The 13220-nt window shown below is 73.7% G+C and carries 14 protein-coding genes; 5 read left to right on the forward strand and 9 right to left on the reverse strand.

Annotation, left to right across the window (positions count from 1 at the left end; all coding sequences use genetic code 11):
- The first annotated feature begins 22 nt into the window (after window positions 1–22).
- Window positions 23–1252 (forward strand): acyltransferase family protein, encoded by a 1230-nt coding sequence (locus Sco07f_RS02600; RefSeq protein ID WP_108986803.1) that lies wholly within the window; start codon window positions 23–25, stop codon window positions 1250–1252.
- A gap of 43 nt (window positions 1253–1295) precedes the next feature.
- Here the strand turns inward: Sco07f_RS02600 and Sco07f_RS02605 are convergent, their stop codons facing one another.
- Window positions 1296–1769, reverse strand: coding sequence for an excalibur calcium-binding domain-containing protein (locus Sco07f_RS02605; protein WP_108986804.1), 474 nt, complete (start codon window positions 1767–1769; stop codon window positions 1296–1298).
- Between the two features lie 192 nt (window positions 1770–1961).
- Here Sco07f_RS02605 and Sco07f_RS02610 point away from each other — a divergent pair, with 192 nt between their 5' ends.
- Window positions 1962–2894, forward strand: coding sequence for an oxidoreductase (locus Sco07f_RS02610; RefSeq protein WP_108986805.1), 933 nt, complete (start codon window positions 1962–1964; stop codon window positions 2892–2894).
- A 31-nt stretch (window positions 2895–2925) separates the two neighbouring features.
- On the opposite strand, the gene Sco07f_RS02615 is transcribed toward Sco07f_RS02610, so the two are convergent.
- The 5 genes from Sco07f_RS02615 to Sco07f_RS02635 all read right to left on the reverse strand — a co-directional run bounded on the left by Sco07f_RS02615 (window position 2926) and on the right by Sco07f_RS02635 (window position 8718).
- Window positions 2926–3729: an SDR family NAD(P)-dependent oxidoreductase gene (locus Sco07f_RS02615; RefSeq protein WP_108986806.1), complete on the reverse strand. Its 804-nt coding sequence runs from the start codon at window positions 3727–3729 to the stop codon at window positions 2926–2928.
- Window positions 3730–3821: 92 nt separating this feature from the next.
- Window positions 3822–4406: a TetR/AcrR family transcriptional regulator gene (locus Sco07f_RS02620; protein ID WP_007388436.1), complete on the reverse strand. Its 585-nt coding sequence runs from the start codon at window positions 4404–4406 to the stop codon at window positions 3822–3824.
- 48 nt (window positions 4407–4454) lie between these two features.
- Entirely contained in the window at window positions 4455–4856 is a 402-nt protein-coding gene (gene nirD / locus Sco07f_RS02625; RefSeq protein WP_167467998.1) for a nitrite reductase small subunit NirD, read from the reverse strand.
- Window positions 4853–7465, reverse strand: a complete 2613-nt coding sequence (gene nirB / locus Sco07f_RS02630) for a nitrite reductase large subunit NirB (protein ID WP_108986807.1) — start codon at window positions 7463–7465, stop codon at window positions 4853–4855. Before nirB ends, nirD begins: the two co-directional genes overlap by 4 nt.
- Entirely contained in the window at window positions 7465–8718 is a 1254-nt protein-coding gene (locus tag Sco07f_RS02635; protein WP_108986808.1) for an NAD(P)/FAD-dependent oxidoreductase, read from the reverse strand. The genes nirB and Sco07f_RS02635 overlap by 1 nt, the downstream gene beginning before the upstream one ends.
- 176 nt (window positions 8719–8894) lie before the next feature.
- Between Sco07f_RS02635 and Sco07f_RS02640 the strand changes: the two genes are divergently transcribed.
- Both Sco07f_RS02640 and Sco07f_RS02645 read left to right on the forward strand, forming a co-directional pair.
- Entirely contained in the window at window positions 8895–9677 is a 783-nt protein-coding gene (locus Sco07f_RS02640) for a sulfite exporter TauE/SafE family protein (protein ID WP_054100555.1), read from the forward strand.
- Window positions 9678–9719: 42 nt separating this feature from the next.
- Window positions 9720–10337, forward strand: a complete 618-nt coding sequence (locus Sco07f_RS02645; RefSeq protein WP_108986809.1) for a hypothetical protein — start codon at window positions 9720–9722, stop codon at window positions 10335–10337.
- Between the two features lie 224 nt (window positions 10338–10561).
- Here Sco07f_RS02645 and Sco07f_RS02650 read toward each other — a convergent pair whose 3' ends face one another.
- The gene (locus Sco07f_RS02650; RefSeq protein WP_108986810.1) at window positions 10562–11461 is read right to left on the reverse strand and encodes an NAD(P)-dependent oxidoreductase; all 900 of its coding nucleotides are present in this window, start codon (window positions 11459–11461) and stop codon (window positions 10562–10564) included.
- Between the two features lie 107 nt (window positions 11462–11568).
- Here Sco07f_RS02650 and Sco07f_RS02655 point away from each other — a divergent pair, with 107 nt between their 5' ends.
- Window positions 11569–11958, forward strand: coding sequence for a winged helix-turn-helix transcriptional regulator (locus tag Sco07f_RS02655; RefSeq protein ID WP_108986811.1), 390 nt, complete (start codon window positions 11569–11571; stop codon window positions 11956–11958).
- On the opposite strand, the gene Sco07f_RS02660 is transcribed toward Sco07f_RS02655, so the two are convergent.
- Window positions 11896–12516 (reverse strand): class F sortase, encoded by a 621-nt coding sequence (locus tag Sco07f_RS02660; protein WP_108986812.1) that lies wholly within the window; start codon window positions 12514–12516, stop codon window positions 11896–11898. The two genes, Sco07f_RS02655 and Sco07f_RS02660, sit on opposite strands and share 63 nt — an antisense overlap.
- 119 nt (window positions 12517–12635) lie before the next feature.
- A complete protein-coding gene (locus tag Sco07f_RS02665; RefSeq protein WP_007388427.1) occupies window positions 12636–13169 on the reverse strand; it encodes a GVDTG sorting domain-containing protein in 534 nt (177 codons plus the stop codon).
- Window positions 13170–13220: the final 51 nt, after the last annotated feature.

Raw genomic sequence — 13220 nt, forward strand, 5'->3', positions numbered from 1 at the left:
CGACACCCGGAACGGTGGTTGGATGACGCAGACGGAGCACAGGGAACCGGCCGGACCGACCGACGGCGACGGAAACGCTGACAGAACCGTCGACGCGGTGCCCGGCCCCCGGGCCGGCGTGCGGGAGCGGGTCCCCGAGGCCGGGCCCCCCGTCCGCAGGAACCGGCTCGCGGCCCTGGACGGACTGCGCTTCCTGGCGGCCCTCTCCGTGGTCTTCTTCCACTTCGTCGGCCAGGTGCCCTCCACGATGGAGACCATCTGGGGCCGCCCCGTCGACACCGTCTTCCCCGAGGCCCACGGCTACTTCGCCTACGGCCGGCTCGGCGTCGAACTCTTCTTCCTGATCAGCGGGTTCGTCATCTGCATGAGCGCGTGGGGCCGCACCCCGCGCGACTTCTTCATCTCCCGCGTCACCCGGCTGTACCCGATGTACTGGGCGGCCATCCTGATCAGCGGGTGTGTGATCTTCTTCGCCGACAACCCGTTCGGACACCCGTCGCCGCGCGTGCTGTTCGCCAACCTGACGATGCTCCAGACGCCGCTCGGCGTGGAGCACCTCGACTCCGTCTACTGGACGCTCTGGCCCGAGCTGTGCTTCTACCTGACCTTCGCGGTCGTGGTCTGGAAGGGCCTGACCTACCAGCGCGTGGTGATCTACTGCGGGCTGTGGACCGTCGCCGCCGTGCTCGCGCCCAGCGCCGACATCCACCTGCTGACGCTGCTGGTGAACCCGCCGTCCGCCCCGTACTTCATCGCGGGCATGGCCTTCTACCTCATGTACCGCTACCGGCCGACGCCGCTGCTGTGGGGCATCGTCGCCATGTCGTGGCTGGTGGCGCTGCACTACCTGCTGACGCCCGACGGGGGCCGCCTCAACTGGGACTCCTGGCAGCCGGGCCGCGCCTGGCTGGTCCTGGTCGTCACCGTCTTCTTCCTGCTGATCGCCGCCGTCGCCCTCGGCTGGACCAGCCGCGTCCGCTGGCGCGGACTGACCGTCGCGGGCACCCTGACCTTCCCGCTGTACCTGCTGCACGACGCCATCGGCGTCAACGTCCTGCACCGCTTCGGCGACCGCGCCGACCCCTGGGTCGTGGTCGGCGTCACCGTCGCCGCGCTGGTCGCGCTGTCGTACGTCGTGCAGCGGTTCGTCGAGCGCCCGGTGGCCCGGGCCGCACGGCGCTGGCTGAGCAGCGCCGCCTTCAGCCTCAAGACGCCCGAGCCCCGCCGTAGTACGCCCGGGCCACGCCGCTGAACGGACGGGGTCCGGGGACCCGGGACACGGGCCGGAGGGCGGGTCAGGCCGCGCCGTCGCCGCGGCGCCGGCGCACGGCCAGCATCAGCCCGCCACCGACGAGCACGACCACCGCGCCGCCCGCCGCGATGTACGGCGTGCTGTCGTCGCCGCCGGTCTCGGCCAGGTCGGTGCCCTGCTGACCGGCGGCCTCGTCCCCGCCGCTCTCCTTGCTCCCGGAGCCCTCGCCGCTCCCGGCACCCGCCGCGTCGTCGGTGTCCTCGGCGCCGGTGTCCTTGTCGCTCGCGGGCACGAAGTCGGCCGGCGGCTTGTCGCAGCCGACGCCGTCCTTGTCGCGGTCCAGGTGCTCGCCGTAGTGCTCGTCACCCTTCTGGATGTTGGAGTACCCGGCGTCGTACGCCTCGGTGCAGTTCTTGAACGGGTGGGTGCCGTCGTGCGCCTGGGCGGCGGCGGCCGGCAGGGCGGCCAGGGCCAGCGCGGCGACGGTCACGGCGGCGGGCTTGCGGAGCAGCTTCATCGAGAGTCCCGGAAGTGGTGTCGTTGGTACGGATGAGCGGATATGAAGTGACGAAGCTATTGAGACGGGCGAGATGTGGTGGAGATATGAAGGACTCGTGATGAGAACGTGACGTGACCGGACGGTAGCTCTCCGCTCAGGGCGGACGGGCGCGTACGGTGAGACGGGTCCGGACCAGCGAAGGAGCCGCGGATGACCGGCTGGAACACGGGTGACATCCCCGACCTGGACGGGCGCGTCGCCGTCGTCACCGGCGCCAACGGCGGCCTCGGCCACGTGATCGCCCGGGAGCTGGCGCGCAAGGGCGCGACCGTCGTGCTCGCCTGCCGCAGCGCGGCGCGGGGGAGCGCGGCCGTGGAGCGCCTCCTCGGCGAGGTGCCCGCCGCCGCCGTGGAACCGGCGCGGCTGGACCTCGGCGACCTGGGCTCCGTCCGCGAGTTCGCCTACGCGCTGCCGTACGAGCGGGTCGACCTCCTCGTCAACAACGCCGGGGTGATGGCGCTGCCCCACGGGACGACGGCGGACGGCTTCGAGACGCAGTTCGGCGTCAACCACCTGGGCCACTTCGCCCTCACCGGGCTGCTGCTGCCCGCCCTGCTCGCCGCGCCCGGCGCCCGGATCGTGACCGTCTCCAGCTTCATGCACGCCCTGGCGAACGTCGATCCACGCGACCTCAACAGCGTCCGGCGGTACGGGCGCTGGACCGCCTACGCCCGCTCCAAGTCCGCCAACCTGCTCTTCACCCACGAGCTGGCGCGCCGGCTCGCGGCACGCGAGGGCGCCTCGGACGTACGCGCGGTCGCCGCCCACCCCGGGTACGCCGAGACCGGACTCCAGACCGCCGGGCCCCGCGCCGAGGGGCGCCGGCTCGCCGAGCGGCTGGCGCGGCTCGGGAACCGGGTCGTCGCCCAGTCCCCGGAGGCCGGCGCGCTGCCCGTCCTGTATGCGGCGACCGCACCCGGCGTCCCCTCCGACTCCTTCACCGGCCCGTCCTTCGCGATGTGGCGCGGGTCGCCCGCACCGTCCTGGCGGGCATCCTGGACCACCGACGACACGATGGGGGAGCGGCTGTGGGCCGCCTCGGAGCGGCTGACGGGCGTCGTCTACGAGCCGCTGCTGCCCTGAGGCCGTCCGGGGCTCCGCCCTCCGCGGAGGGTCAGGCCGTCTGCCCGCCGTCCACGATCAGGTCCGTGCCCACCACCGACGCCGCGTCGTCCGACGCCAGGTACAGCACGGCCGCCGCGACCTCCGCGACCGCTGACACCCGGCCGAGCGGCGTCTCCTCGCGCATCCGCTCGGCCCGGCCCGCCTCCGTCTCGCCCGGCTGCAGCGACATCGAGGTCGCCGTGGCGCCGGGGCTGACGGCGTTGATGCGGACGCCGTCCCCGATGTGGTCCAGGGCGGCGCCCCGGGTGAGGGCCGACACGGCCGCCTTGGTCGCCGCGTAGGCCGTGGCGCCCGGGCTGCGCTTGTGCGCCCCGAAGGTGGAGGCGATGTTCACGATCGCGCCGCCGCCCGGCTGGGTGCGCATGTGCCGGACCTCGGCGCGCAGGGCGAGGAACACGCCGGTGACGTTGATGTCGAGCTGCGTGTGCCAGTCCTCCTCGGACAGTTCGGCGACGGGCACCCCGCCGCGGAAGACGCCCGCGTTGTTCACGGCCACGTCGAGGGAGCCGGTGGGGGTCCCCCCGCTCGAGCGAAGTCGAGAGTGGGGGAGGTCCACCGCGGCGGCCACCAGGGCGTCCACGTCGGCGGGCCGGGTGACGTCCGCGGTGACGGCCAGCGCCTTGCCGCCGGCCTCCTCGATCAGGGCCGCCGTCTCGTCGAGCGGACCCCGTGCGCGCCCGGCGACGACGACGTGCGCGCCCTCGGCGGCGAGGGCGAGGGCGACGGCCCGTCCGATGCCGGAGCCCGCGCCGGTGACGAGGGCGGTCCTGCCGGTGAAGCGCTGGGTGGTCATGAATCTCCCCTTTTCTTGACCGAATTTCTTGACCGATCGGTTCAGTATGTGGCCGTGGAAACGCCCCTCCGGAGAGGGGCGGGTCCGTGTCCTCAGTCGAGCAGCGCGAGCGCGGCCTCCGCCGCGTCCCGCATCCTGGCCGGGTCCGGCGAGGCCTTCCCGACCACCCGCATGCCCTGGAGCAGGACCAGCAGCATCCTGGCCAGCGCCAGCGGATCGCGCCCGGCCGGCAGCTCGCCCTCGGCGCGGGCCCGGGCCAGCGAGGTGTGCAGCACGGTCTCCAGCTGGTCCCAGTTGCGCTCGACCCGCCGGGCGGCGACCGTGTCGTGCGGGGCCAGTTCGGCGGCGGTGTTGGTGACGAAACAGCCGTGCAGGCGCGAGTCGTCGGCGCTCGCCTCGGCGGCGTAGCGCCGCACCAGCGCCCGCACCCCCGGCAGGGCCGGGCCCGGCCGGGACAGGTCCGCCAGCAGATCCGGGAGCAGCCCCTGCTCGTAGTGCGCCAGCGCCTTCAGGTACAGCTCCCGCTTGTTGCCGAAGGTCGCGTAGATGCTGGCGCGTCCGACGCCGAGGTGCTCGACGAGGTCGGCCATCGACGTCGCCTCGTAGCCGCGCCGCCAGAACAGCTCAAGGGCTGCCCGCAGCGCGGCGTCCGGATCGAACTCCTTGGTCCTGGCCACGATCCGCAGCCTAGACCCATCTGAAACGATCGGTCAAGAAAGCCTGGGTCAGGCGACGTTCACGGTCTGCACGGCCTGCGCGGCCTTCACGGCCTCCACCTCGTACGTCTCCACCCGCATCACCCCGTCGTCCAGGCACTCCCCGGTGGTGAGGTCGAAGCGCTGCTTGAGCAGCGGGGAGGCGACGAACGGGCGGCCCCGGTGGGTGCCGGTCAGCCCGCGGGAGAGGACCGCCGCGCCGGTGAACGGGTCGCGGTTGTCGATGGCGTACAGCCCGCCGTCCCGGTCGCGGAACAGGGCCACCTGACCGCCGTCCGGCAGCAGGGCCGCCACGCCGCGGCCGGGGAGCAGGGCGCCGAGGTCGCAGGCCGTGAACCAGTCGTCGGTGAGCCGCAGCCGGACCTTCAGGCCGGTCGTGTCGGGGGCGAGGGTCTCGGGGGCCAGGGTCATCGCCGGGTGCTTCCTTCCAGGAGGTCGTCTTCCGAGGGGCGCCGCAGGCCGATGTCCAGCAGCGGCAGGTCGGGCTTCATCTGGTCGCGCTCGGGCACGAAGCCCACGACCGGGTCGGGGGTGTCGGGCGCGTTCACGAAGGACACGAACCGGGCCAGCTTCTCCGGGTCGTTGACGGTCTCGGCCCACTCGTCGCGGTAGTGCGAGACGTGGGCCCGCATCAGGGACTCCAGCTCGTCGCAGATGCCGAGCGAGTCGTGCACGACGACGTCCCGTACGTGGTCCAGGCCGCCGGGGATGCGCTCCAGCCAGGTGGAGGTGCGCTCCAGCTTGTCGGCGGTGCGGATGTAGAACATCAGGAACCGGTCGATCAGGCGGACCAGTTCGGCGTCGGAGAGGTCCTGCGCGAGCAGGTCCGCGTGGCGCGGGGTGGCGCCGCCGTTGCCGCCGACGTACAGGTTCCAGCCGTTGGAGGTGGCGATCACGCCGAAGTCCTTCGACTGGGCCTCCGCGCACTCGCGGGCGCACCCGGAGACCGCCGACTTCAGCTTGTGCGGGGAGCGCAGGCCCCGGTAGCGCAGCTCCAGGTCGATCGCCATGCGCACCGAGTCCTGGACGCCGTAGCGGCACCAGGTCTGCCCCACGCAGGACTTCACCGTGCGCAGCGACTTGCCGTACGCGTGCCCCGACTCGAATCCGGCGTCCACCAGCCGCGCCCAGATCAGCGGCAGCTGCTCGACGCGGGCGCCGAACATGTCGATGCGCTGGCCGCCGGTGATCTTCGTGTAGAGCCCGAAGTCCCGGGCGATCTCGCCGATGACGATGAGCTTCTCCGGCGCGATCTCACCGCCCGGGATGCGCGGGACGACGGAGTACGAGCCGTTGCGCTGGAGGTTGGCGAGGAAGTGGTCGTTGGTGTCCTGGAGCGCCGCCTGCTCGCCCTCCAGGACGTAGCCGCTCGCGCCGATCGCCGGGGCGAGGGAGGCGATGATCGAGCCGACCGCCGGCTTGCACACCTCGCAGCCCTCACCGCCCCGCGCGCCGTCCCGGCCGTGCCGGTCGAGCAGCTCGCGGAAGGAGGTGATCCGCAGGGCGCCGACGATCTCGTACAGCTCCTCGCGGGTGTGCGCGAAGCAGCCGCACAGCCCCTTGTCGACCTCGACGCCGCTCGCCTCCAGCTCGGCGGTGACCAGCTGCCCGAGCACCTTCACGCAGGAGCCGCAGCCGGTGCCGGCCCTGGTGCACTGCTTCACCTCGGGCACGGTCGTGCAGGAGTGCTCCGTCACGGCGCCCCGGACGGTGCCCTTGGTGACGTTGTGGCAGGAGCAGATCACCGCGTCGTCGGGCAGCGCGGCCGGGCCGAGCTGCGCCGGGGCCCCGGCACCGGCGGGCAGTACGAGCGACTCGGGGGAGACCGGCGGGACCGAGCCGGTGAAGGCGCGCAGGGTGCCGTAGGCCTCCGCGTCGCCCACCAGGATGCCGCCGAGCAGCGTGCCGTCGCGGCCGACGACCAGCTTCTTGTACAGGCCCGAGCGGGAGTCGGAGTAGACGACGTCCAGGCAGTCGGCGGTGGCACCGTGCGCGTCCCCGAAGGACGCCACGTCCACGCCGAGCAGCTTCAGCTTGGTGGACAGGTCGGCCCCCGTGAAGGACGCCTCGTCGTCGGCGATCGTCGCGGCGGCCGTCTCGGCCTGCTCGTAACCGGGCGCCACCAGCCCGTACACCCGGCCGTCGGACGCCAGCGCGCACTCGCCGATCGCGAACACGTGCGGGTCGGTGACCGTGCGGCACCGCTCGTCGACGCTGATCCCGCCGCGCTCGCCGACCGCGAGGCCCGAGTCCCGGGCGAGCTGGTCGCGGGGGCGGACACCGGCACTGAACACCACCAGATCGGTGGCGAGTTCGGACCCGTCGGACAGCTTCATGCCCGTGACGGCACCCGAGGAGTCGACCACGATCTCCTGGGTGCCGACGCCCGTGTGCACGGACAGCCCCATCTCCTCGATGGTGCGCAGCAGCGCCGCGCCGCCGCCCTCGTCGACCTGCACCGGCATCAGGCGCGGCGCGAACTCCACGATGTGCGAGGTGAGTCCGAGCCCCTTGAGCGCGCCGGCCGCCTCGAGGCCGAGCAGCCCGCCGCCGACCACGGCACCGGTCGTCGCGTTCTTCGCGTACGCCTCGATGGCGAGGAGGTCCTCGATCGTGCGGTAGACGAAGCAGCCCTCGGCGTCCTTGCCGGGCACCGGGGGGACGAACGGGTAGGAGCCGGTGGCCAGGACGAGGACGTCGTAGTCGACGACCAGCCCGGAGCGGGCCGTCACCTCGCGCGCCTCCCGGTCGATCGTCTCCGCCGGGTCCCCGACGCGCAGCTCGATGCCGTGCTCCTCGATGAAGGCCATGTCGGTCATCGACAGGTCCTCGGGGGTCTTCCCCGAGAAGTACGAGGTGAGCTGGACGCGGTCGTAGGCGGGGCGCGGCTCCTCGCACAGGACGACCACGCGGTGGGTGCGGGTCAGGCCGCGCTCGGCGAGGGCCTCCAGGAAGCGCTGGCCGACCATGCCGTGGCCGACCAGCACGATCGTCGGGGTGATCCCCGGGGTGGCGGTCATCAGGAGCCTCCGTCTTGGGTGAGCAGGTGGAGCAGGGGGCCGCCGTCGGAGGGGAGCGGCTCTGCTCCCTCCCAGGCGCGCGCCAGCGCGCCGACGGTGCCGAGTTCGCCGACCAGGACCCCGCCGACCAGCCGGTCGTCACGGACGACGACCTTGCGGTAGGTGCCCCGGGTGGCGTCGGCGAGCTGCACGACGTCGTCGCCGGGGCGGGGGTCGGTCTCGCCGAACGCGGCGAGGTCGAAGGGGGCGACGGGGCCCCCGGGTCCGGTGGGGGGACCGTCGGGTCCCGTGAGGGTGAGGCGGGTCAGGGAGCGGGTGCCGGTGTAGGACCGGGAGGCGGCCCCGCCCGCCGCGAGCAGCTCGGCCAGCACACCCGCCTGTTCGAGGGCGGGCGCTGCCAGCCCGTACACGCGCCCCGCGTGCTGGGCGCAGTCGCCGATCGCGCGGATGTCCGGGTCGGAGGTGCGCAGCTCGTCGTCGACGAGGACGCCCTTGCCGACCTCGAGCCCCGCCTCCCGGGCGAGCCCGACCCGCGGCCGGACCCCGCAGGCGAGCACCACCAGGTCGGTGCCGAGGGCGTACCCGTCGCCCATCTCCACCGACCGCACCGCTCCGCCGACGCTGCGTACGTCCCGCACCCGGCACTCGGTGTGCACCTCGACGCCGAGGCCCTCCAGGTGCCGCCGCACGAGCGCGGAGGCCGCCGGGTCGAGCTGCCGCTCCATGAGCCGCTCGGACTGCTGGGCGAGGACGACCTGGGCGCCGCGCGCGGCCAGCGCGCGGGCGGCGGACACCCCGAGCAGCCCGCCGCCGATGACGACGGCCCTGGCCCCCGGCCGCACCGCCTTCGACAGCCCGAGGCAGTCGTCCATCGTCCGGAACGCGTGCACGCCCTCGGGCAGCGCGCGGTCCGGGGTGAACAGGCCGCGCAGGGGCGGCAGCACCGCGTTGGAGCCGGTGGCCAGGACCAGCGTGTCGTACGCGATCACGGACCCGTCGGCGCAGCGCACGGTCCGCCCGGCCCGGTCGATGCCGGTGACCCGGCCGCGCAGCAGCCCGGCGGGCGCGGGGAGGGCGATCACCTCGGGGCCGTACCGTCCGGCCAGCACCTCGGCGAGCAGCACCCGGTTGTACGGGCGGTGCTCCTCGTCGCCGAGCGTCAGCGCGGGCGTGCCCAGCTCACCGAGCCGCCGGGCGAGCGTCACGCCCGCGAGTCCGGCGCCGATCACCACCACACGCGTTTTCGAGGTCATGGCACCGAGCGTGCGGTGCGGGTGTTACCCGGTGGCATCCCTTCTGTTTCCCACGGGGAACGCTGCCCTCAGCGGGGGCGGCCGGTGCGTGTGAGGCCCCGGCCGGGTGCGCGGGAACCTCAGAAGTCCCTCATCTTGATGGACGGCACATCCATTCCGTCCATAGGGTCGCGATCATGCCCGACATATCGCTGACCACGGTCGTCCTGCTCTGCCTCGCCGCACTCGCGGCCGGCTGGATCGACGCCGTGGTCGGCGGCGGCGGCCTCCTGCTGCTGCCCGCCCTGCTGCTCGGCCTGCCCTCCGGCACCCCGGCCGCGCACGCGCTCGGCACCAACAAGGCGGTCGCGATCGTCGGCACCACGGGCGCGGCGGTGACCTACGCCCGCAAGGCGCCGGTGGACGTGCGCACCGCCGTACGCATCGGCCTGGCGGCGCTGGCCGGGTCGTCGGGCGGCGCGTTCTTCGCGGCCGGGATGAGCACCGAGGTCCTGAAGCCGGTGATCATGGTGGTGCTGCTCGCGGTCGCCGCCTTCGTGATCTTCCGCCCCGCCTTCGGTTCCGCGCCCGCCACCGGCCCGGCCACCCGCCGCCAGATCCTGACGGCGATCGGCCTCGCGGGCGTGGGCATCGGCTTCTACGACGGCCTCGTCGGCCCCGGCACGGGAACCTTCCTGGTCCTGGCCCTCACCGCCCTGCTCCACCTGGACCTGGTGACCGCCTCCGCCACCGCCAAGATCGTCAACTGCTGCACCAACGCCGGCGCCCTCGCCACGTTCGCCTGGCAGGGCGCGGTCCTGTGGCAGCTGGCCGCCCTGATGGCCGTCTTCAACCTGGCCGGCGGCATGTTCGGCGCCCACACCGCCCTCAAGAAGGGCACCGGCTTCGTCCGCGTCGTCCTGCTGACGGTGGTGTTCGCGCTGGTGGCGAACCTGGCGTGGGAGCAGTGGGTGGCGTAGCGGTGGCGCAGCCGTGTCGTGGGCGGCGGATAGCCTGCGGCAATGAGTAACGCGATATGGGACGCCCTGTCGGCGACGCCCCTCCGGGAAGTGCGGCGCCGCGCGGCCGTCGTGGACGCGCTCACCGGGGTCGAACCGGTGACGGTGCCCGGCGCACACCGTCTGGCCTGGAACGACCGCGGTGGCCAGTCCGCGGTCTGGTACTTCGCCGACGACGGCCGCGTGCTGCTGCTGACCTTCGACCACGAGTCGGAGCTGAACCTGTACGCCGAGGAGGACTACGCCCTCCAGGAGTCCCTCTACGACGGCGTCCCCGAAGCCCTCGTCGCCCTGGTCCGCGACCGCCCCGAGAACTACGAGTCGCTGAACCTCACCGACTCCGCGACGGGCCGCACGATCCACTACGCGGGCGGTGTCTTCTGGTACGACGGAACCCGCTGGCACGTGTCCGACGGCCTGGCGGAGTACTGCCGACGCGAGGACGAGGACCTCTTCGGCGAGTCCGGCTTCGCCTACTGCCTGAACGCCTACGGCTTCGGCCGGGACTTCACCCCGGAGACCGTCGTGGCCGCCCGGGACGCGGACGGCCGGTACAAGGACGCGGAGGAGAGGCAAGCGGACCTGCTCGCCGTCCGCGAGGTCTTCACCCGGCACGGCTAGGGGGTGTCGTTTGGATCAGGACGGCTCCGAGCGACGGCGCCGTGTGGCCGACCCGAGCGGGGTCTGGTGCGTGCAGCTGCAAGGCGGAGGAGGGCGACAGGGCGGAGCCCTGGCAACCGACGACAACGCCGCAGATGTGCGTGCCAGGCCCCGCGACCCCGGCAAGATCCAAACGACACCCCCTGGCTCGTCGGGCGGGCTCGCGGCCGGGATCCCGCGCCGTTTCAGGAGTCGGCGGAGCGCGGACTCAGCAGGTGCACCAACCCCGTGGTGTCCTCTTCCCCGTGCCCTTCCGCGACCCGCCGCTCCATCAGCGCCAGGTACGGCGTCAGCAGCTCCGCGCTCACCCCCTGCTCCTCCGCCGTGCGCAGCAGTGTCGCGCTGCCCGCCACCTGCATCGCCAGGTTGGAGACGACGTCCTTGGTGTAGTCGCCGCTCGTCAGCCGGTCGGCCGCCTTGTGTGCCGAGCCGGACATCGCGCCGAGCCAGGACACCAGCAGCGGCGCGAAGTCCTTCGGGGCGATGTCCTCCGGGCCGATCAGCGCGAAGGCGTGTGCCATGCCCGCGAACATGCCGTACATCGCGCTCAGCAGCGCCACGTCGTGCAGCGCCGCGAACCCCGGATCCGTACCGACGTAGCGCGTGCCGGCCGGCACGGCGAGGGTGTCGCGGTGATCGGCGAACAGTTCGGCGGAGCCGCTGTAGAAGACGTAGCCGCCGGAGTCGGGGGACCCGATCGCCGGCGGTACGGCCATGATCCCGCCGTCCAGGAAACGGGCGCCGCGGTCCTGCGCCCACGCGGCGCGGGCGCGGCCCTCCGCGGGCGTCCCGGTGGTGAGGTTCACCAGGTCACGGCCGGTCAGCCCGGCACCGTCCAGGGCCGCGCCGACCGAGGCGTCGTCGAGCAGGCAGACGATCACCAGGCGGTTCGCGGCCACCGCCTCGGCGGCGCTCGCGGCGACCGTCGCGCCCTCGGCGGCGAGGGCCTCGGCGCGGGCGGCGGTGCGGTTCCAGACGGTCACGGGGTGGCCCGCGGCGAGCCAGGCGCGGACCAGGGCGGTGCCCATGGCGCCGGTGCCGAGGACGGTGAGCGGAATAGGGGCGGCGGGTGTCTTGTCAGTCATGGTGATCAGGTTCCGCCGGGGCCGACGGCCGCTCAAGTACGCACTTGCGAGTGGGTGGTTACCCCGGCGGAAGGGTGCAGGCAGCGGGCAGGGACGGGGTGACGGGCATGGGGACGGCACGGCGGCCGGGGGCGTACCAGTGCGGGGTGGACGCGGCGATCGACGTGATCGGCGGGAAGTGGAAGGTGCTGATCCTGTGGGCCCTCGGCGAGGGGATGCACCGCTTCGGCGCGCTGCGCCGCGCGCTGCCGGGCGTCACCGAGAAGGTGCTCGCGGCGCAGTTGCGGGAGCTGGAGGCCGACGGCATCGTGCACCGCGAGGAGTACGGCGAGGTGCCGCCCCGCGTGGAGTACTCGCTGACCGCCCGGGGCGTCGCCCTCAACGAGGCGCTGGCGCCGCTCGGAGCGTGGGGCAGGACGCACGTGCTGAACGTGTCACCGGCTGCCGGTGAGGTGGGCGAAGACGACGACGTTGCCCTGGTACCCGGTACTGCGTGAGTAGGGGCCGCCGCAGGTGATGACGCGGAGTTCGGGGCGGTCGGCGGCGCCGTAGACCTTCTCGTCGGGGAAGGCGTCGGCGGCGTACACCTCCACCGCGTCCACGGTGAAGACCGCGACGCCTCCGTCGCGCCGGTCGACCTCGATCTCGGCGCCCTTCTCCAGGGCGCCGAGGCGGTAGAAGACGGCGGGGCCCTCGGCGTTGTCGACGTGTCCGGCGACGATCGCGGTGCCCGTCTCGCCGGGAGTGGTGCCGGCCTCGTACCAGCCGGCGAGGTTCTTCTTCCCGGCGGGCGGCACGTCCAGGCTGCCCGTCGCGGTCAGGCCCAGGCCCGTCAGCGGGGCGTCCACGCCGATCGCCGGGATGCGGACGCGGTCGGGCGGGGACGGCGGCAGCGCGGGGGCCGCGGCGCCCCGGCCGGTACGGGTGGTGAGGGCCTGCTCGGCCGACGGCTGGGGCGGGGCGTCGGGGTGGGTACCGCCGAGCAGCAGCCACGCCCCCGAGCCGAGAGCGACCGCGGTGACCGCGGCTATCGCGGTGTCCTTGACCCTGCGCACGACGTCCCCTCTCCCTCGGATCCCTGGAGCCCCCGGCCCCCTCCGGGCCGCGAGGGGCGGTCGGACCCGGAGGGGGTGGGGAAGTGCGGTACCGGCGGACGGGCAGCGGAGGGTGCCCGTCAGATCCCGTCGCCTCTCGCCCGGCGATGCAGGAGCCAGGTACCGCCCGCGGCGGCGACGGCGAGAGCCGCCACGCCGGCCGCGGTCTGCACGGGGTCGGGGCCAAGAGCGCCGCCGACCCCCGTCTTCACGCTTCCTCTCGGGTACACCCGCTCGGCGGCCGGGGTCAGCGTGACCACCAGGTCGCCCGTCACCCGCCGGTCGCCGTCCCCGCACGCCGCGACGATCTCGTACGTCCCGGGCTGCGCGCTCGGCGGCACCACGAAGCGGCCGGTCGTCGCCCCGTCGCCGGTGCCCGGGGCCAGCGGGAACGCGCCCGCGCCGACCGCGCCGGCGTCGCCCGCGGCCGAGCCGCCCTTCCCGCACGCCGTCGTCGTCACCACGGCCCGTTCGCCCGGTACGACCGAGGACGGATACACCGTCAGGCCGCCGGTGGCGGCGTCCTCCCCGGCGTACACCGGGGCCGCGGTGGTCAGACCGACGGCCGCGGCGGCGAGCGCGGTACCGGTGAGCAGGCGGGCGGTACGTCGCATCGGTGCTCCCTTGAGCTGTTCGGTGGCCCCTGCCCTACCGAGGAAAGTGGC

This window comes from Streptomyces coelicoflavus (genome assembly GCF_003112555.1).
In the GTDB taxonomy this organism is placed as follows: Bacteria; Actinomycetota; Actinomycetes; order Streptomycetales; family Streptomycetaceae; genus Streptomyces; species Streptomyces coelicoflavus.

Excerpts from the sequence above, each read along its gene's own strand:
- Sco07f_RS02600 (WP_108986803.1), top strand. The coding sequence starts at position 23 with ATGACGCAGACGGAGCACAGGGAACCGGCCGGACCGACCGACGGCGAC.
- Sco07f_RS02605 (WP_108986804.1), bottom strand. The coding sequence starts at position 1,769 with ATGAAGCTGCTCCGCAAGCCCGCCGCCGTGACCGTCGCCGCGCTGGCC.
- Sco07f_RS02610 (WP_108986805.1), top strand. The coding sequence starts at position 1,962 with ATGACCGGCTGGAACACGGGTGACATCCCCGACCTGGACGGGCGCGTC.
- Sco07f_RS02615 (WP_108986806.1), bottom strand. The coding sequence starts at position 3,729 with ATGACCACCCAGCGCTTCACCGGCAGGACCGCCCTCGTCACCGGCGCG.
- nirD (WP_167467998.1), bottom strand. The coding sequence starts at position 4,856 with ATGACCCTGGCCCCCGAGACCCTCGCCCCCGACACGACCGGCCTGAAG.
- nirB (WP_108986807.1), bottom strand. The coding sequence starts at position 7,465 with ATGACCGCCACCCCGGGGATCACCCCGACGATCGTGCTGGTCGGCCAC.
- Sco07f_RS02635 (WP_108986808.1), bottom strand. The coding sequence starts at position 8,718 with ATGACCTCGAAAACGCGTGTGGTGGTGATCGGCGCCGGACTCGCGGGC.
- Sco07f_RS02640 (WP_054100555.1), top strand. The coding sequence starts at position 8,895 with ATGCCCGACATATCGCTGACCACGGTCGTCCTGCTCTGCCTCGCCGCA.
- Sco07f_RS02645 (WP_108986809.1), top strand. The coding sequence starts at position 9,720 with ATGAGTAACGCGATATGGGACGCCCTGTCGGCGACGCCCCTCCGGGAA.
- Sco07f_RS02650 (WP_108986810.1), bottom strand. The coding sequence starts at position 11,461 with ATGACTGACAAGACACCCGCCGCCCCTATTCCGCTCACCGTCCTCGGC.
- Sco07f_RS02655 (WP_108986811.1), top strand. The coding sequence starts at position 11,569 with ATGGGGACGGCACGGCGGCCGGGGGCGTACCAGTGCGGGGTGGACGCG.
- Sco07f_RS02665 (WP_007388427.1), bottom strand. The coding sequence starts at position 13,169 with ATGCGACGTACCGCCCGCCTGCTCACCGGTACCGCGCTCGCCGCCGCG.